General features: G+C 43.9%; 16 protein-coding genes. 12 read left to right on the top strand and 4 right to left on the bottom strand.

All coding sequences use genetic code 11. From position 1 onward, the window contains the following. The first annotated feature begins 92 nt into the window (after positions 1-92). Together mrcB and AYW76_RS04190 are read left to right on the top strand one after the other, a co-directional pair. Positions 93-2,270: a penicillin-binding protein 1B gene (gene mrcB, locus AYW76_RS04195; protein WP_231872549.1), complete on the top strand. Its 2,178-nt coding sequence runs from the start codon at positions 93-95 to the stop codon at positions 2,268-2,270. Between the two features lie 134 nt (positions 2,271-2,404). Continuing rightward, positions 2,405-3,235, top strand: a complete 831-nt coding sequence (locus tag AYW76_RS04190; RefSeq protein ID WP_082866100.1) for a substrate-binding periplasmic protein — start codon at positions 2,405-2,407, stop codon at positions 3,233-3,235. 73 nt (positions 3,236-3,308) lie between these two features. Here the strand turns inward: AYW76_RS04190 and glgA are convergent, their stop codons facing one another. Continuing rightward, positions 3,309-4,739 carry a glycogen synthase GlgA gene (glgA, locus tag AYW76_RS04185; protein WP_067216230.1) on the bottom strand — a complete coding sequence of 477 codons (1,431 nt, stop codon included), beginning with the start codon at positions 4,737-4,739 and terminating at the stop codon, positions 3,309-3,311. A 96-nt stretch (positions 4,740-4,835) separates the two neighbouring features. On the opposite strand from glgA, the gene glgC reads away from it, so the two are divergent. Continuing rightward, complete coding sequence (gene glgC, locus AYW76_RS04180; RefSeq protein ID WP_067216227.1) at positions 4,836-6,095, top strand: glucose-1-phosphate adenylyltransferase; 1,260 nt, start codon at positions 4,836-4,838, stop codon at positions 6,093-6,095. Between the two features lie 34 nt (positions 6,096-6,129). Here glgC and AYW76_RS04175 read toward each other — a convergent pair whose 3' ends face one another. After that, on the bottom strand, positions 6,130-7,068 hold the full coding sequence (locus AYW76_RS04175) for a TraB/GumN family protein (protein WP_067216223.1): 939 nt from the start codon (positions 7,066-7,068) through the stop codon (positions 6,130-6,132). Between the two features lie 206 nt (positions 7,069-7,274). Here AYW76_RS04175 and AYW76_RS04170 point away from each other — a divergent pair, with 206 nt between their 5' ends. The 7 genes from AYW76_RS04170 to acpS all read left to right on the top strand — a co-directional run bounded on the left by AYW76_RS04170 (position 7,275) and on the right by acpS (position 13,577). Then, on the top strand, positions 7,275-7,904 hold the full coding sequence (locus AYW76_RS04170; protein WP_067216219.1) for a riboflavin synthase: 630 nt from the start codon (positions 7,275-7,277) through the stop codon (positions 7,902-7,904). A 217-nt stretch (positions 7,905-8,121) separates the two neighbouring features. Then, positions 8,122-9,924: a translation elongation factor 4 gene (gene lepA, locus AYW76_RS04165; RefSeq protein WP_067031619.1), complete on the top strand. Its 1,803-nt coding sequence runs from the start codon at positions 8,122-8,124 to the stop codon at positions 9,922-9,924. A 56-nt stretch (positions 9,925-9,980) separates the two neighbouring features. Further along, complete coding sequence (gene lepB, locus AYW76_RS04160) at positions 9,981-10,805, top strand: signal peptidase I (protein ID WP_067216216.1); 825 nt, start codon at positions 9,981-9,983, stop codon at positions 10,803-10,805. A gap of 16 nt (positions 10,806-10,821) precedes the next feature. Then, positions 10,822-11,499 carry a ribonuclease III gene (rnc, locus tag AYW76_RS04155; protein ID WP_067031613.1) on the top strand — a complete coding sequence of 226 codons (678 nt, stop codon included), beginning with the start codon at positions 10,822-10,824 and terminating at the stop codon, positions 11,497-11,499. Continuing rightward, the gene (gene era, locus AYW76_RS04150) at positions 11,500-12,414 is read left to right on the top strand and encodes a GTPase Era (protein ID WP_067031610.1); all 915 of its coding nucleotides are present in this window, start codon (positions 11,500-11,502) and stop codon (positions 12,412-12,414) included. 3 nt (positions 12,415-12,417) lie between these two features. After that, entirely contained in the window at positions 12,418-13,158 is a 741-nt protein-coding gene (recO, locus tag AYW76_RS04145; protein WP_067216212.1) for a DNA repair protein RecO, read from the top strand. Between the two features lie 35 nt (positions 13,159-13,193). Continuing rightward, the gene (acpS, locus tag AYW76_RS04140; RefSeq protein ID WP_067216208.1) at positions 13,194-13,577 is read left to right on the top strand and encodes a holo-ACP synthase; all 384 of its coding nucleotides are present in this window, start codon (positions 13,194-13,196) and stop codon (positions 13,575-13,577) included. Here the strand turns inward: acpS and AYW76_RS04135 are convergent. Further along, positions 13,516-16,374, bottom strand: a complete 2,859-nt coding sequence (locus AYW76_RS04135; protein WP_067216205.1) for a response regulator — start codon at positions 16,372-16,374, stop codon at positions 13,516-13,518. The two genes, acpS and AYW76_RS04135, sit on opposite strands and share 62 nt — an antisense overlap. A gap of 30 nt (positions 16,375-16,404) precedes the next feature. After that, positions 16,405-16,629, bottom strand: a complete 225-nt coding sequence (locus AYW76_RS04130) for a hypothetical protein (protein ID WP_067216202.1) — start codon at positions 16,627-16,629, stop codon at positions 16,405-16,407. Between the two features lie 143 nt (positions 16,630-16,772). On the opposite strand from AYW76_RS04130, the gene cysM reads away from it, so the two are divergent. Both cysM and rlmD read left to right on the top strand, forming a co-directional pair. After that, a complete protein-coding gene (gene cysM, locus AYW76_RS04125; RefSeq protein WP_067216199.1) occupies positions 16,773-17,663 on the top strand; it encodes a cysteine synthase CysM in 891 nt (296 codons plus the stop codon). Positions 17,664-17,760: 97 nt separating this feature from the next. Then, complete coding sequence (gene rlmD, locus AYW76_RS04120) at positions 17,761-19,071, top strand: 23S rRNA (uracil(1939)-C(5))-methyltransferase RlmD (RefSeq protein ID WP_067216887.1); 1,311 nt, start codon at positions 17,761-17,763, stop codon at positions 19,069-19,071. The last annotated feature ends 18 nt before the right edge of the window (positions 19,072-19,089 follow it).

Raw genomic sequence — 19,089 nt, 5'->3', positions numbered from 1 at the left:
CAGCACCAAAAAAGCGTGCCAAAAAGACCAAACGCTCGCCTAAACGACCTTCTATTTGGCGTAGGCTATTTAAGTGGCTGGTTATTCTCAGTTTGATTTTAAGTATTCCCTTTAGCCTATGGTTATGGTGGCTAGATGAGCAAGTTGTCGCTCGTTTTGAAGGCCAGAAGTGGCAAGTGCCTTCAGAAGTATACAGTGCGCCTCTGGAGTTAACCGATGGCGCGCCTTGGCGTAAGCAAGATCTTGAGAATGTTTTGTCTGAATACGGGTATCGTTTTGGTAAAAATAGCCAGAAAGTAGGGTGGGCGGCACGCAGCCAAACAAAAGTAAGTGCTCATTTACGTGATTATACCGATCATACAGGTTACCACCCTTCATCACGTCGGATGTTTTCGTTTGCAAACGGCCAGCTGCAGATTCAAGATATCTCAGGTAAACGTTATCGCAATGCAGTGCTTGAACCTCAAAAAATTGGTTATTTATACGGCGGTAATACAGAGAATCGTGACATTCTAGTATACGAACAGATTCCTAAGAGTTTGATTGAAATCCTGACGATTACCGAAGACCGTGATTTTTTTCATCACTTTGGTATATCGCCAACAGGAATTGCGCGAGCCGCTTTTGTTAATGTGACGTCAGGGAGTCGTAGGCAAGGGGGGTCGACACTGACTCAGCAGTTGATTAAGAATATGTTCTTAACCTCTGAGCGGACGTACACTCGTAAAATTACGGAAGTTTTTATGGCTTTGCTGCTTGAGTACCACTACAGCAAAGAAGAAATTATTACCGCCTATGTTAATGAGGTGTATCTGGCTCAAGAAGGTGATAGCGCGTTACATGGGTTTGCAGCCGCGAGTGAATACTTTTATGGACGACCGCTGCATGAGTTGAACTTAGACGAGCTGGCATTGTTAGTCGGTATGGTCAAAGGCCCCTCACTGTATAACCCAAGACGCAATCCAGAGCGTGCGAAACAACGTAGAAATGTGGTGATTGATTTGCTGCTTGATCAAGGGAAATTAACTGCGCGCAATGCCACCGTACTGAAAAAACAGCCACTCAAACTGTCTCCGCCAGGGAAACGCCGATCTGTCTATGGCGACTACTTAGATTTGGTTTCGATGCAGCTAGAGCGTGATTTTGACCAAGCTACGCTGGCGACAAAAGACCTTAAAATCTACACTGGACTTGATATTCGTGCTCAGAAAGCCGCTCTTAAGGCGATGCACAGTCGTGTTTCTGCTTTGGTTCAGCAAAAAAGGCAGTTGAAAGGCTTGCAGGGCGCGATGGTTGTCACCGACCGTCATAACGGCCAAGTACGTGCGGTGGTTGGGTCTTCTGATAAATATTACAGTGGCTTTAATCGAGCATTAGGGGCCGTGCGTCCGATTGGCTCTTTGGTAAAACCTTCGATCTACCTTACTGCAATCGCTTCAGGACGTTACACCTGGTGGGATAGAATTCAAGATGAAGCAAAACGTTTCAAGGTAGGCGGCAAACTGTGGGAGCCACAAAACTACAGTCGAACGACTCATGGCGAAGTGCCGTTATACGAAGCATTAGCAAAATCGTACAATTTAGCCACCATCGATTTAGCCAGTAACTTAGGTTTTGATCGTGTAGCCGATACGCTACGTCAGTTGGGGGTCAAAAGACCTTTTACCATGTACCCATCGGTTGCTTTAGGGTCTTTAGAGCTTTCTCCATTTGAAGTCGCACGTTTATATCAGCCGTTGGCCTCAACGGGTGAAAGTGCAGAGTTAGGTGTTGTGCTGTCTGTTATGGATCAAAATGGTAAAGTATTAAAACGATTTGATCGAAGCAGTGAAGTACCTTTTACTCAAGAAGCGCTAGCGGTGACGTTAGCGGGGATGACAAAATCCCCTGAAATAGGAACAGCACGGGCAGCTCAAGGTCAGCTACCTTGGTTGAGGTTTGCCGCTAAAACCGGTACGACCAATGATCAGCGAGATAGCTGGTTTGTCGCGGTTACCGATGACTTTTTAAGTACCGTATGGCTTGGCCAAGATGATAATTCATCCATGAATATCACCGGTAGCTCGGGAGCCCAGTGGGTTTGGATTGATTTTGCCAAGGCGTTACCGCAGAGGTCACTGCCCAAGGCGCTTCCTCGGGGAGCGAATTATTATCATGTGACACTGGATGAATTTGAAATAGCGGCGGATCGTTGTAAAGAAAAGGTCGAGCTTCCTTTTATTGAAGGGACTCAACCCAAATCATCTAGTTCTTGTTTTTGGTTCTTTTGACAATTTATCGATTGGATTGAATACGGATTTGTAATTTACTGATATATATGCTTTTCTTTGAAAAAATACAGACTTTCTTCGACTTGTTATAAGAAGTAAGTGATAGTCTCAGTAGAAGAAGTGAAGTGCTTATAATGAAAAAAATAGTAAATGTAAAAAGCACGGTGAAAACTATTTTAGCGTCTGTTGCTTTTTGTGGGGCGCTTCTAAATCCCATCTCTGGTATGGCGGCGGAAAGTGGCTCGGTGTGCTCATCGATTACAGCGACAGGTAATCCAGAATACCCTCCTTTTTTGTGGCAACAAGAGCAAACAGGTCAGCTCCGTGGCGCCGTTGCTAATTTGATGGGCAAGCTCAGTGAGAAAATCAACATTCCGATTAAAACCATTTATGTTGGTCCTTGGTCTCGCTCTCAACAGGAGGTCAAAAGTGGTCGTGTTGATCTGATGGCAGGTGCTTTTTACACTTCTGAGCGTGCTGATTACATGGCGTATTTTGCTCCGGCAATGATGTTTACGAAAAGTATGGTATGGCAGTCTAGTCGTCGCAAGTTCGACTATCAAAAGTGGTCAGACTTACGTAATAATTGGGGTGTTACGGTTATTAACAACAGTTTCGGACAAGACTTTGATGACTATGCGAAGAAAAACTTAAGTCTGCTGACCGTTGCGAGTTTAGAACAAGCGTTTTCAATGCTTGATGCTGGCCGGGCCGATTATGTGCTGTATGAACGCAGCCCAGGGGTTGCTTACGTTCGGCATATGTCTCTAGAGGGGCTTGTTGAAGCCGTAGAGCCTTCTATTAGTAGTGAAGGGTTATTTCTGACGATATCAAAACTCTCACCATGTAATACCCCTGAACTTAGAAGTCGCATTACAACCGCACTCAGAGAGCTGGTTGATGAAGGTGTTCCGCAAGATGTGCTTGTTAATGCTCTAGCTGAGTGGTCCAGCAAGACGCGATAGTACTGTTGTCTGATAAGCTGTGATTGCAGTCAGTAAAAGCCGATGCATAAATTTGCGTCGGCTTTTTTTGTTGCTAGTTGATCAGGGATTGATAAAGGTTAATCCACTGTTCGGTTACGCGCTCCCAGCTGTGATCTTGAGACATGGCTTGTATTTGCAGAGTGCGCCAAGTTGATAAATCTCGGTAAGCTAGTAACGAGCGATCTATTGCAGACCTAAGTTCTTCGGCTGTTGCATGATTAAAAACAAAACCATTAGCATGTTGGCCTTCTTCGAACACGGTATCTGCAAGCCCACCTGTACGTCGAACGATAGGCAAGGTTCCATATTTTAGTGCGTAAAGTTGTGTGAGACCGCAAGGTTCAAAGCGTGATGGAATCAATAACATGTCAATCCCCGCTTGAAGTCGATGCGAATACGCTTCATCGTAACCTATGCGTATACTGACTTGATCTGGGTATCGTGCTTGCAGATCTAAATATTGCTGTTCGAGTGCTTTGTCGCCAGAGCCTAATAGAATGAACATTGCCCCTTGCTGTAAGGCTGGTTCAATTGCGGCAGGAATTAAATCTAAGCCCTTCTGCTCTGTTAAACGACTAACTACTCCAAATATAGGAGCATTAGGAGATTCTGGTAGGCCATTTTCGCGCTGTAACGCCAGCTTGTTTTGTTGTTTATTATCTAAGGAATGTAAGTCGTAATGGGTATGAATGAATGGGTCGATACTTGGAGACCACTCATTGTAATCTACGCCGTTTAAGATACCTGACAGCTTGTGGCTTTGTGCTCGAAGCGTGCCGTCTAAGCCATCCCCATAAGCAGATGTTAGTATTTCATGGGCGTAAGTAGGGCTAACGGTTGTGATGGCATTAGCATACACCAACCCTGCTTTTAAGGAGGAGTAGCGGCCGTAAAATTCCATACCATGAATGGACAGTAAATCATGCGGTAATCGTACCTCATCAAATCGCTCAATGGGAAAACTGCCGTTGTAACGTAAATTATGTACTGTTGTGACTATGGGGGGATGATTTAGACGCCATGCTGCTAAGTAAGCGGCGGCATAGCCTGTTTGCCAATCATTTAAATGCAAAAGGTCTGGTTGCCACCCAATTAATGCTCCATATTGGGTGATGAAGGCACATACCCATGAAAATGCGGCAAAGCGAATATCATTGTCGTAAAAATCATGGCCATGAGCATCCAAATACGGGCCAGCATCTCGCTCGAATAAGCTTTGACACTGAACTAAATATATAGGGGTGTGTGATTCTGCTAATTGTGTTTCAAGCAAAATCAGGTCGCCACAGCCAAATGGATTGCCTAAATTAATGCTGTTTTTTACTGGAGGGAGTTTATCCAAGATCCCTTTATAAGCCGGCATTATAAGCTTAACGTCAATGTCTTTTTTGCGTAGTGCAATAGGCAGCGCACCTGCAACATCTGCAAGACCGCCGGTTTTAATGAGTGGATGGATTTCAGATGATGCAAACAGGACTTTCATAATTTTGTTTTCATATTGATTTAGTAATATGACCAGAGTATACCTAATAAAAGCCTAATGTAGTGTAGGGCCCGGATAAAAAAGTAAAGGTGATATATGGATTTGAATGCCGCACGTATGAGTACTCTTTCGTTAATTTTAGCGGGAGGAAGAGGGTCTCGCTTAAAAGATCTAACAGACCATCGATCGAAGCCAGCGGTGCCGATAGCTGGTAAATATAAGATTATCGACTTCCCTTTATCTAATTGTATTAATTCAGGGATGAGAAAAATTGCGGTGCTGACACAGTATCGCTCTCATACGTTAAATCAGCATGTGCAAAGAGGTTGGAACTTTTTACGTTCAGACTTTAATGAATTTATTGAACTGTGGCCGGCGCAGCAACAAACAGGCGAAGATTGGTATCGTGGCACGGCCGATGCGGTTTATCAAAACTTTAAAATGATTGATGAGCTGAACAGTGAATACATCTTGATCTTAGCGGGTGATCACGTTTACCGCCAAGATTACAGTGTCATGTTACAAGAGCATATTCAAAACAATGCTGATGTAACGGTCGCTTGCATTGAGGTGCCTGTTAAAGAAGCCGATCAATTTGGCATCATGCACGTAGATGAAGACGACAACATCATTTCGTTTGAAGAGAAACCGAGTAACCCTCCGACGATGCCTGGAAATCCTGAGGTTTCGCTTGCAAGTATGGGGATTTATATCTTCAGTACTAAGTTTTTACGCGATAACTTGATGAATGATGCTCAGGATCGTCAGTCTAGCCATGACTTTGGCAAAGACCTTATTCCAATGTTTGTCGGCCGCTCTAAAATCAAAGCGCATTATTTTGCTAATAGCTGTATCCCGAACGAAAGCTACCCAGAAAGTCCGTATTGGCGTGATGTTGGCACATTGACCGCTTTTTGGGAGTCTAATATGGATTTAACTAAGCTGGTTCCTGAATTGGATCTTTATGATGAGTCATGGCCCATTCGAACGGCTCAATATCAGCGACCTGCTGCAAAATTCAATTACAACTATGAAGAACGTATCGGTACAGCGCTTAACTCTGTCGTTTCGGCCGGTTGCATTGTTTCAGGGTCAACGGTTGAACAGTCAATTTTGTTTAATAATGTACGCGTGAATTCCTACTCTTACGTTAAAAGGTCGGTGATTTTGCCAGGTTGTGATATTGGCCGACATTGCCAATTGACGAACGTTATTGTGGACTCAGATACAAAATTACCGCCTAATATTATTATTGGTGAGGATCCTGTTGCAGACGCTGAGCGCTTTTACCGTAATGAAGATGGTATTGTGCTGGTGACTCAGAAAATGATAGATAAGCTTCCTCAAACAGAATGAGCGTTATTATGAGCTCTGTTTGATGCAAAAGGCCCTACTTTGTTAGGGCTTTTTTGTGTGTCTCAGTGTTGAACATGGGTTGTAAGTGAAATCCCTTTTGTTCAAGTTCTTTGATGATGCTGTTAGGACCGCTTAGGTGTAATGCACCCACCACAATAAAAGTAGTCATTGGTTGTCTTTCAGCTTGTCCAACATAGATGCTAATTACATCAGCCATCCGTTCGTTTCTATGATCCAGTAAGGATTCCATCATAGGCTTTAGTTGCGGTGTATCCAGAACGTCTTGATAGACAAAATGGTAAAGCCCATCAGCATCCGCTTGTCGCCAGTATTCAGTCATTTGTGCCATATAGTCGACATCATCCATCTGCTCGAGACTGGTCGTCAACATGGCTAATTGTGCTTGAAAAGGAGCGTCTGCAATGGCGTTAATTTGCTGTTGTAGCGTTTCGATTTCAAGAACCGGTAAGTTTCTTTGTTTTGCCTGTTTTAAGAAGTGCATATCAATCCCAAACTCAGACTGATATTGAGAGTCTTTTAGTTGAGCTTGGGTGAGTTGCTCTACTAGCATCCATGGGCGCAAGTGGACAATACGTTCGTATTGCGAACCATTTTGCTCGGCAAAGGTTTTTAGTTGTATTTTTTGGCTGTCCGATAAATAGGAGTCGATGGTGACGCCTTTTGGTAACCACATTTTTGATTGTATTAGACGAGCTGATTTATTAGGGTCAAGCTTTTCGGGGTCGAGTTCAACTGCAATTCTATCCGCTTCAGAAAAGGCGTCTTCGTAGGCTTTTGGCAGAGGGTAGAAGTCTGGCGTTAATGCGTGAATTGAGCCGACTAGGTAGACTGTTGCGGCGTGGTGCTGCAGCTTCCACATGAATGGTTGATAAGATGATGCGAATGCGGGTGCTTGTACTATGACTAGCAGCGCGATAAAGATACACTTTAAGAAATAGATAGAATGGCGCATAGGGATAGGCTGCTTGATTATCATGAAACAGTAAGGGATTATCCACGATGCTTGTGGATAACCCATGTAGAGACTATGTGATAACTTCCTCAAAGCCTTACTCTGTCTGCTTTGAGGCGGTATAGTATATAAATTCTTCAGTCACACAGTAATCATGCACCAAAAATAGGCTTTGGCGCTCAAATGATCAAACAGAGGATCGAATTATGTTTACCGGTATAGTTCAAGGTATGGCGGAAGTGCGCTCCTGTCAAGAAAATGGTCGTAACCGAATTCTTGAGGTGGTGTTCCCTCAAGGTATGATGCTTCAACAACAGCTGGGTGCCAGTGTTGCCATTAATGGCGTCTGTTTAACAGTGGCTAAAATTGAAGGGGATGTATTGACGTTTGATGTCATTGATACAACCCTGAAACTTACTAACATTGGTAAGCTTAAACCCGGTATCAAAGTGAACTTCGAGCGTGCCGCTCGTATGGGGGATGAGGTCGGTGGACACGTCATGTCAGGGCACATCATGACGACAGTAGTAGTCCATCAAGTGGAGCAAATAGAAGAAAGTTTCCACATTCGCTTTGCTGTTGATAATCAACAAGTGGATGCTCGTCGTTACCTGTTTGATAAAGGCTATGTGGGGTTAAATGGCGCTAGTTTAACAATCAGTGCCATCGGGGATGATTGGATTGAGGTTTCCCTGATTCCTGAAACGCTTCGTTTGACCACGTTTGGTCTTTTACAGGCTGGTGATTTGGTAAACCTTGAGATTGATGCGCATACTCAGGCAACAGTAGATACTGTTGAGCGAGTATTGAAGCAACGAGGCATTGTTTTACCGTAACGTAAATACCATGGATATGGCGTGAAAACATTGAAATAAATGGAGTATAGCGCTTTATTTCGGTAGAATGCGCGCCATATTTTGCCCTGAGAACCTGTTTATAAGTCATTTATTGCAATGTGAAGGTTAGCCTTCAACGATTAGACTGCGTCTAACTGTGTAGTTGACTTATCAACAGGTACTCTTTTAAAAATCGCTTTTTAAGTGTGAGTTTAAAGTGTCGAACAATCTAAAGCACATCCGAAATTTCAGTATTATTGCGCATATCGATCACGGTAAGTCGACGTTAGCGGACCGTTTTATTCAAAACTGTGAAGGCTTAACTGCACGTGAAATGTCTAACCAAGTGTTAGATTCCATGGACATCGAGCGTGAGCGTGGCATCACAATCAAAGCTCAGAGTGTCACACTAGACTACCATGCCAAAGATGGTAAAACGTATCAGCTAAATTTCATCGATACACCTGGGCATGTGGACTTTTCGTATGAAGTGTCTCGTTCTCTAGCCGCCTGTGAGGGTGCGTTGTTGGTTGTTGATGCAGCGCAAGGTGTAGAGGCCCAGTCGGTGGCCAACTGCTACACGGCTATTGAACAAGGCTTGGAAGTTATGCCTGTTCTGAATAAAATCGATTTGCCTCAAGCTGAGCCTATTCGAGTTGCAGAAGAGATTGAAGAAATCATTGGTATTGATGCGACCGACGCCGTTACCTGTTCGGCGAAGACCGGCATGGGCGTAGAAGATGTACTTGAGCGGCTTGTCGCTACAATTCCACCTCCAGAAGGTGATACCGACGCACCTCTGCAAGCGCTTATTATTGACTCATGGTTTGATAATTACTTAGGTGTTGTATCCTTGGTGCGTATTAAGCAGGGAACACTTGCGAAAAAAGATAAAATCTTTATTAAGTCGACAAAACAGTCTCATCCAGTAGATAACGTCGGTATTTTTACCCCTAAACGTAAAGAGACGGGTGTACTGCGTGCTGGTGAAGTGGGTTATGTGATCGCGGGTATCAAAGATATTCATGGTGCACCTGTGGGTGACACGATCACTCACATTTCGACACCTGATGTACCTCAGCTAGAAGGTTTCCAAAAAGTGAAGCCTCAGGTTTATGCTGGCCTTTTCCCTGTCAGCTCTGATGACTATGAAGACTTCCGTGAGGCGCTGGACAAACTCACCTTGAACGATGCTTCGCTATTCTTCGAGCCAGAGACATCTGACGCCTTAGGCTTTGGTTTTCGTTGTGGCTTCTTAGGTATGCTGCATATGGAAATCATTCAAGAGCGTTTAGAGCGTGAATACGATTTGGATCTGATTACTACGGCACCGACTGTAGTATACGAAGTAGAGTTAAACAGTGGCGATACAATTAATGTAGACAGCCCATCGAAAATGCCTGATCCAGGTACTATTCGTGAGATGCGTGAGCCAGTTGTTGAGGCTAATATTCTAGTGCCACAAGAGTATCTTGGGAACGTTATTTCCTTGTGTGTTGAAAAACGTGGTATTCAGAAAGATATGCTGTATGTCGGTAGTCAAGTGCAATTGCGATATCACTTACCGATGAACGAAGTGGTGTTGGATTTCTTTGATCGCTTGAAATCTTGCAGTCGTGGTTTTGCATCATTGGATTATTCTTTCCATCATTTCGAAGCTGCGCCATTAGTTCGTTTGGATATCATGATTAACGGTGAGCGTGTGGATGCTTTGGCTACGATCATGCACCGTGACAATGTTCAAACCAAAGGTCGAGCATTGTGTGAAAAAATGAAGGATTTGATCCCTCGACAAATGTTTGATGTCGCGATTCAAGGAGCCGTCGGAGCAAAAGTTATTGCGCGTACTACGGTTAAAGCATTACGTAAAAACGTAACCGCGAAGTGTTATGGTGGGGATGTTAGCCGTAAGAAAAAGCTACTGCAGAAGCAGAAAGAAGGTAAAAAACGCATGAAGCAAGTAGGTAATGTTGAAGTACCACAAAGTGCGTTCTTAGCCGTGTTAAAAGTAGATAGCTAAGACGGGAATGATAAAGGGCCGCCCATATGTGCGGCTCTTTTACTTGGAGAAGATGTATGGATTTTGATTTCGAACTGATCTTGGCGATTGCGTTTTTTGTAACGTTTGCCGCATGGCTTTACGATCGCATCGCTTATGCTCCAAAACGCAAAAATATTTTGTCTCAAATGGCACCGGAAGCGGTGGCTGCATTAGATAAGAATGCCCAACTAAATCTGGCGGATACACCTAAGTGGTTGCTGGAAGTGAAATCTTATTTTGTGATTGTTGCGGTGATCTTTGGTCTACGTTCATTTGTGGCTGAGCCATTTCAGATTCCATCAGGGTCAATGTTGCCAACGTTAGAGATTGGTGACTTCATTCTGGTGAATAAAATGGATTACGGACTTCGCCTGCCAGTGTTGAATAAGACGATTATCCCTACCACAGAGCCCGAGCGTGGTGATGTAGTGGTGTTTAAGTACCCAGAAAACCCAAGCCTGAACTATATTAAGCGTATGATTGGTTTACCGGGTGATGTCATCAGTTACCACAATAAGCGCTTGATGATTAATGGCAAACTTATGGACGAAGAGTTGTTGGCTGAATTACCTGTTTCTCTTAATCCTAGTCGTGAACCGGTCGCGGTTTATGAGGAAAACTTAGACGGTGTTAGTCATCAAATCTATAAAAGCTATCGTCGCAATCCGTTAGAAGGGGATTGGGTCGTGCCGGAAGGCCACTATTTTGTTATGGGTGATAACCGTGATAACAGTGCTGATAGTCGCGTTTGGGGCTTTGTGCCAGAAGAGAATATGAAGGGTCGTGCGTTTTATGTATGGCTGCATTGGAATGAATTTTTTAGTCTTCCAAGCTTTAAGAATAATGGTTTAATTGAATAATACTTTTGGAGAAATTTTGAGCTCTATTTATGAAAAATTGTGTCGGCGAATAGGCTACTTCTTTGCTGACCTAGGGCTACTTGAACTGGCGTTAACGCACCGAAGCTTCGGTGGTAGAAATAATGAACGGTTGGAGTTTTTAGGAGATTCAATCTTAAATTATGTTATCGCTGAAGAGTTATTTCATCGCTTCCCAAAAGCTAAAGAAGGTGAGCTAAGTCGCCTTCGAGCATCGTTGGTGAAAGGTGATACGTTAGCTGAATTAGCTCGCGAGTTTCAATTAGGTGATTTCCTAAAATTGGGAGCGGGTGAATTAAAAAGTGGTGGCTTCCGTCGCGACTCAATTCTAGCCGATGCGGTAGAAGGCATTATTGGTGCTATCTATTTAGATGCTGGAATGGATGTCTGCCGTCAGCACATTTTGGAGTGGTACAAAGAGCGCTTAGACGCAACCTCATTAAAAGTGGTTACGAAAGACGCTAAGACACGTTTACAAGAGTATTTACAAGCGCGTAAGCATTCACTGCCTCTTTATGAAGTAGTGAAGATTGTAGGTGAGCCTCATGATCAAATGTTCTTTGTCCACTGCCAAATTGAGTTGTTCGATACGCCTGTTGAAGGCAAGGGTGGAAGTCGTCGAATTGCAGAGCAAAATGCTGCTGCCAAAGCGCTTAAAGAGCTGGAAAAGAACTAAATGGATCACGAAGAAGAGTATCAAGAGATTACGCACTGTGGGTTTGTGGCGATTGTTGGTCGTCCAAATGTAGGTAAATCAACCTTAATGAACCACATCCTCGGTCAAAAGCTGTCGATTACGTCGCGTAAACCGCAAACCACTCGAGATCAAATCTTGGGAGTGCAGACCAAGGGGCACATCCAAACAGTATATGTGGATACGCCAGGGCTGCATAAAGGCCAAGATAAAGCGATTAACCGATATATGAACCGAACAGCAAGCTCTGCACTAAAAGATGTCGATGTTGTGTTGTTTGTGATCGATGCTGAGCGCTGGACAGAAGAAGATGATAACGTGTTAGCAAAAGTTCGTTATGCGGACTGTCCTGTCGTGTTGGTGGTTAACAAAGTTGATCAATTGGATGATAAGGAAGAGCTTTTACCGAAGCTTGCAGCGTTCTCTGAAAAAATGACGTTCTCTCAGATTATTCCAATTTCGGCACTGCGTAACAAGAATCTGGATCGTTTAGAGTCGCTGGTTGAAAGCTATATTCCGGAAGGTGAGCAGTATTACCCAGAAGATCAGATTACCAACCGTAGCTCTCGTTTTCTTGCTTCTGAAATTGTGCGTGAAAAAATCACACGTCAATTGGGGCAAGAAGTACCTTATGAAGTGGCAGTGCAAATCGAAGAGTTTGTATTTGAAGGGGCTACCATTCATATTTCAGCTTTGATCTTAGTTGAGCGTGATGGGCAAAAGCGCATTATCATCGGTGATAAAGGCGCTAAGATTAAGTTAATTGGTAAAGAAGCTCGCATTGATATGGAGAATCTGTTCCAGCAGAAGGTCATGCTTAACTTGTGGGTGAAGGTGCGATCGGGCTGGTCTGATGACGAGCGGGCATTGGCTAGTTTAGGTTATCAAGACGATTAAACTGTGCGCGTCCAAGGATACATCATACACACTCGCCCCTTTCAAGATGAAAAAGTGCTCTTGGATATTCTGACAAAAGAAGCAGGCTTGATTCGTAGTGTATGGCGTAAAAAAGCAAAAGAGGCTCGGGTATCCCCCGGGTCTTTTTTGTTGATGGAGTTTGAGTTGTCTGGTCGCTCTGAACTTAAGAGTGTCCGCTCCGCTGAGGCGCTGGAATCCCCTATTTTATTACAGGGTAATGCCCTATACAGTGCTTTTTATGTACATGAATTGATTGAGCGTCTGTTGCCGGTGGGGCTTCCCCTAGAACCTTTGTTTGTCTTGTATCGATGGCTAATTACGCATCTACAAGGTGAGGCACCAATAGCGCCGTTGTTGCGACGCTTTGAGTTAGGTGTCTTCGAAGAGTTAGGTATTCAAGTCAATATGAGTGCGACCAGTCGTGGTGAGCCACTGGAGTCACAGCAACTCTACCAGTTACATCATCGATTTGGTCTGCGCCCTTATTATGGTGAGCAGCCTAAAGTGAAGCCTATTGTGTATTTAGACGGTGCGGCAGCGTTAGCCTACGCCAAAGGTCGATGGGATAATAGGCAGGTGTTAATGTTGGCGAAAGAGCTGCACCGAGCATGGTTAGATCATGCGCTGGGTGCTCGTGTGTTAAAATCGCGTTCTTTGCTGCCCTCAAAGCCCTATGAGGGCGAACGATTGTGGCATGTGCCGCTTTTTAGGTTCTCTGTTTAATGTATTGTAATCAGAGTGACGGTTTAGGCGAATAGATGATTATTGGTATTGGAACAGACATTATTGAAATCAGTCGGATTGCGGAGTCGATTGAGCGCTTAGGTGATCGATTTGTTAATCGTATTTTAACAAAGCCTGAGCAGGCTCAATACCTTGGTTTATCGGGACATCGTGCAGTGTCTTTTGTGGCTAAGCGGTTTGCAGCCAAAGAAGCCGCAGTGAAGGCGTTGGGGACTGGGATCGGCTCAGGGGTGAGTTTTCAGCATTTTACAGTGTGCAATTTAGACTCAGGAAAGCCTGTGCTAGAGGCCGCTGACAGCATACATCAACTGATCGGGCGGCCTGCTGTTTGGCATCTTAGCTTGTCGGATGAGAAGCAGTTTGCTCTTGCCTTTGTGACGCTAGAGGCCAAGGAATAAGGCTTTGTGCGTATTCAAGTCGTTCTAACGCATTGATAAAGTCGTTATATACATCCTCTGTTTCATCGAACCCTAGTTCCTTTAGGTGGGTTTCTAGGAAATTTGCATGTTTAGTGAGCTCGATGGTGCCAGAATATTTACTCGCACCATGGATTCTATGTACGGTGGCGATCAGTTTATCTAAATCTCGCTGTTCGAAGTGATGGCTAAGCAGGCGTTTATCTTCGATAAGTGATTGCATGAGCATTTCAAATAAGTCTTTGGCAGCTTGTGCTCGATTGCCCGTCATTGAAAGCGCTTTATGCAAGTCAAATACTTCGGATAATTCCTCTTCTACTTGAGCACTTAAGCTCTTATCGCTATGGCACCAATCTTGTAATGTATTGAGCAGAGTTTCTTCGTTGATTGGCTTGGTTAGGTAAGCATTCATGCCGCTTGCTAGAATAGATTGTTGTTCTTGAGCTAGGGCGTGTGCTGTTAATGCAATAATCGGGGTGTCTTTATAGTCGTCTATCTGACGCAATCGTCTTGTGGTTTCCATGCCATCCATTTCCGGCATTTGTATGTCCATCAAGATTAAATCAAACGATTGAGTCTGGGCCATAGTCAGAGCCTGTTGCCCAGAGTGGGCAAGGCTGAGTTTAATGCCATGAGGGTCAAGCCAATGCCCCAATAGTTGTAAGTTGATTTGTGTGTCATCGACTGCTAATACATGTAACCCATTTAGACGCTCATAGACTGGCGGCTCAATTTCTTTAGTGTTTGTCTCAATTGTGTCTAAAGATCCATTTTGAGTGCTTAAATGCGTCAACGCGTGATGTAACTTAGAAGCAGACAATGGCTTCTGCACAATAGCGCTTAAATGTTGATAGTGTTGGGCGTGAAGTGTGATGTGGCTTGTGGGCTTCGCTAAAATGAGGCTTGGCAGTTGAAAGCGTTGATTTAAATACTGCACCAATTCATGAATATCTTGCGCTGTTTCTTGATCGCTATCTGCACAGATTAATGTTGCCGTGTAAGGCTTATCCGAATGATGCAAAGAGTTTATGAACTGCTCTGTTGAGCTGGTAAAAACATAGCTTGATGAAAACGCATCAAGGCATGAGCTTAAGTAGGCTCGATAGTTATTGCTAGGTTCTAAAATGAGTAGGTGGTGTTCTAGTGGCGCTAGCGGTTCCGTTGTCTTTTTTGACGCTTTTAAGCGAATGGTAAAGTAAAAATTGGAGCCACGCCCTTGTTCACTGATGACACCAATTTCACCACTCATTTGCTCAATTAGTTTTTTGGTGATCACTAAGCCAAGGCCTGTACCTGCGTAGCTTCGAGTGTGGCTGGAGTCTACTTGCGAAAAAGGTTTGAATAATTGATTGATTTTCTCGCTGGGGATTCCGCAGCCAGTGTCGATCACTTCGATTGATATGTCGAGCTCTTCGCTACTGACTTGCTTGCCATCAACAATGACCTGAATTGAGCCTTTCTGAGTGAACTTGATGGCGTTACCAATGAGGTTGTTGAGTATTTGGCGTAAGCGAGTTTTATCGCCTTTTACCCAGTCCGGTAAGTTAGGATTAAAGCTAGGAACTAAATCGATGTCTTTGGCTTCAGTGGATGGCGTTGAAGCGAGCGAATGAAGAACATCGTCGATACTCTCTCGAAGATTAAAATCTTCACTGTCTAAGACGACCGTTTTTCCCGCTTCGATTTTGGAAAAATCTAAAATATTGCCAATGGTTGTAAGTAGATCATTGGTGGATTGCGCAATGGTCTCTACGTAGTCTTTCTGCTGTGCTTCGAGACGGTCTTTCTGCAATAGCTTAGTATAACCAAGAATAGCGCTTAATGGTGTGCGTACCTCGTGAGAGATGTTGGCCAAAAATTGAGTTTTTAAGCGGTTCGATTCCATCGCTTCTTTGTTGGCTATATGCAGTTGTGCGCTTTTTTCTTCTAATAAAATTGAGTTTTCACGGGTTTCTTTGGTGATTTGCTCAATTTCTGTTTCTAAGTCAGAACGGTAGTTTTTGAGTCGTTCTGAAATATATCTCAGTTCTTCTTGGGTTTTCTGAAGGTGTTTAGGCAAAGATAGTGTGTTGCTTGAGTCGTAATCGCCGCTGGTGATATTTGTTAAGGTGCGTGTGATGTGTAGCCAAGGTGCAGACAAACGAACGGCGTATTTCCAGCATAAAAATGCGCTGGCGATTACTGCAGCGATAAAGTAACCAAAAATGGAGAGGGCAAAGGAGATCTTTTCGAGTTGGATGCGTTGGGTGCTGGCAGTTACTTGTATCCATCCTAGTAACTCTCGTTGAGGGCTTTTGGCTAGTCCGATTGAGTCTGCAATCAGCGTCGGGTTTGCTTGATTAAACGGTATCTCTACCATATTTTCTTGAGTGGTGTTGAGATAGAAAATAGGAGCAATTGAAACATAATGATTGCCGTTGTTGACATAGCGGCTGACTATTTGGGTTGGTAGGTCTGTTTGAGGTGGGGTAACCTGACCCACTTTATCAATGATTTGACGTTGATTGTTAAAGTAAGTAACACCAATAATGTCTTGTTGGCGTAATAAGCCATGGATATTGCTGGCGATTAGATTTTGATCATTAAACAAGAGTGCGTATTCACTGGAGTCTGCAACTTGCTCTGTTTGGTAGCGGCTGAGATATTCGAATTGCTTCTTGCGGTCAAAAATCTCACTTAGATAAATGATAATGGCTGCACTGGCGATGACTGCGAGTACAGGGAGAAAAATAGCTTTCCATAACTTCTGTTGTAAAGGTGGATTATCGATTGGGCGCATTTCCCATTTTCCTATTTCTCTACAAGAAGTTTAGTAACAAGCTATGTTACCTTTGCTTTTGCGGCGATCACACTCGCGAACATAATTTTCACAAGCCAAGACTTTTGTGCGTGATGGATTGCTGATGGATTTACATTCACGCCATTTTTGGCGCAGTTCTGCGTCGGGAATATCCGCTGCAGGGCCGCCGAATATATCGCAGCCAGAAATTGTAGCGGCTGCGAGTAATGCGCTGAGTACAAGAGGTTTATGCATGGTCTGTCACTCCTAGTGCAACAAAATTGGCCTAACTTTATAACAAGTTTTTATTTTAATACGTATTTGATATGCATTCTAATAAGTTCGAGTAAAAAAGCGTAAACCATTAATTTATAGAACATCTTAAGTGTCTGAGTTGTATGATCAAATATCAAACTATTGAATCCATTGTAGGCAATACGCCGCTGGTAAAGTTGCAACGTATTAATCCTAACCCCAGTAATACGATTTTGCTTAAACTTGAAGGGCAAAACCCTGCAGGTTCAGTGAAAGATCGCCCTGCTCTAAACATGATTGTCCAAGCGGAGTTGCGAGGTGATATTAAGCCAGGGGATAGCCTGATTGAGGCGACCAGTGGCAATACGGGGATCGCTTTAGCGATGGCTGCCGCCATAAAAGGGTATGAAATGCATTTGATAATGCCTGATAACATGAGCCAAGAGCGTAAATCTGCGATGTCAGCTTATGGGGCCGTTTTGCATCTTGTTACCAAAGAAGAAGGCATGGAAAGAGCTCGAGACTTAGCGCTAGAAATGCAAGCGCAAGGAAAAGGTGTTGTGTTGAACCAGTTTGGTAACCAAGACAACCCGAACGCCCACTATGAGTCTACAGGCCCTGAGATTTGGCAACAAACTCAAGGCACAGTGACACATTTTGTGAGCTCTATGGGAACCACAGGCACTATCATGGGAATCTCGAAATACCTAAAAGAGAAAAATCCAGAAGTTGAAATAGTGGGTTTGCAGCCATCTGAAGGCAGTAGCATCCCGGGCATCCGCCGCTGGCCTAAAGAGTATCTGCCGACCATTTTTGATGAAAAACGTGTTGATCGCGTGATGGATATTGCGCAGCAGGACGCCGAAGTTGTAATGCGTCGTTTAGCGAAAGAGGAAGGTGTATTCAGTGGTGTTTCATCTGGTGGCGCTGTCAGTGCTGCTATGGCGCTTTCAGAGCAAGTGAATAATGCGACTATTGTTGTGATTGTTTGTGATCGCGGCGATCGATATCTTTCAACAGGCGTGTTTAATTAAATAAGCCCGTCATTCCGGCAAAGTGTTGGCTTACTCTAGGTCGATGGGTGCGAATGAGGTATCATCTTCGGTAAATTTTATTGCTAGAGACGTTACCTTGAAAAATCGATCTCATCGTCGAGCTAGACCTTCTCAGAATAAGCCTATCTCTTCCCCTATTCGTTTGCTTTCTATCGAGGATACGACTCATGAAGGTCATGGCGTCGCGCGCGAAAATGGCAAAGTGACTTTTGTTGTAGGTGCAATATCAGGTGAGCGAGTTGAGGCGCGTATTGTAAAAGAAGGCCGTCAATTTAACCAAGCCATCGCAGTAAAGCGTCTGCAGGACAGTCCAGATAGAATATTGCCTACTTGCCCTCATTTTGAGCAATGTGGCGGTTGCCAATTGCAACACATGAATATTTCTGCGCAACGTCATTTAAAAGAGAACTGGTTAGCTGGTCAATTTCGTAAGCTATCGCTGCCTGCCGAGATGAGTCGTCTTGAAGGACAGCCTTTCGGTTATCGTCGACGCGCTCGCATTTCGGTGTTCGTTAAAAACAACCATGCTCAAATAGGGTTCCGTGCGAAATCCTCAAATGAGATTGTTGATATTGATCAATGCCAAGTTTTGGAACCTTTTTTGCAAGACACTTATCAGGCATTGCGCTCCTATCTTAAAGCTTCTGCGCTTGTAGCCAAACTAGGGCATATCGAGTTGCTGTATGACAGCCAAGGTGTGTGCGTTGTTTTAAGGCAGTCACGTGATATTCAAGATGCTGATAAGGTTGCACTCAATGACTGGGCTAAAGCCTCTTCTGTTACTTTGTTGTGGCAGGCTCCTTCTGAGAACAAAGTTGGTCATCACGCAGTGCGTCATTATGTAGTAGATGATTTAGTATTGAACTTTCAAGCACAAGACTTTATCCAAGTGAATGCGCAAATCAACGAGGCTATGGTAGAGCAAGCGATGTCGTGGCTAGCGTTAAGTGAAGACGACGTTGTGTTGGATTTGTTTTGTGGTGCCGGGAATTTCTCTTTGCCAATGGCTAAGCGTGCAGGCCATGTATTGGCAGTAGAAGCGATTGAGACGATGGTTGAAATGGGGCGGTTTAATGCCAGTCAAGCGCATCTAGATAATATAGAGTTTATCGCAGCTGACTTGACTCAAAGCCCGCCAAATCGCATAAAAAAAGCTAAAATCACTAAAGCTCTGTTGGACCCTCCTAGGGCCGGGGCACTTGAGTTTTTACCGACTTTGGTGCGCTTAAAACCGCAGCAAATTTTGTATGTTTCCTGCAATGCTTCAACTTTAGCAAGGGATGCAGAGTATTTGGTCGAAAATGGATTTCGTGTGACAAAGGTTTGTATGATGGATATGTTTCCGCAAACGTCGCATGTTGAAGCAATGATGTTGTTGCAGAAGTAAGTTGTTACCAGAAGGGTA

Origin of the sequence: Marinomonas gallaica (assembly GCF_001639745.1) — a bacterium.
Lineage (GTDB): Bacteria > Pseudomonadota > Gammaproteobacteria > Pseudomonadales > Marinomonadaceae > Marinomonas > Marinomonas gallaica.
The sequence above is the reverse complement of the archived record's forward strand: the minus strand, read 5'-3'. Positions and strand labels throughout refer to the sequence as shown.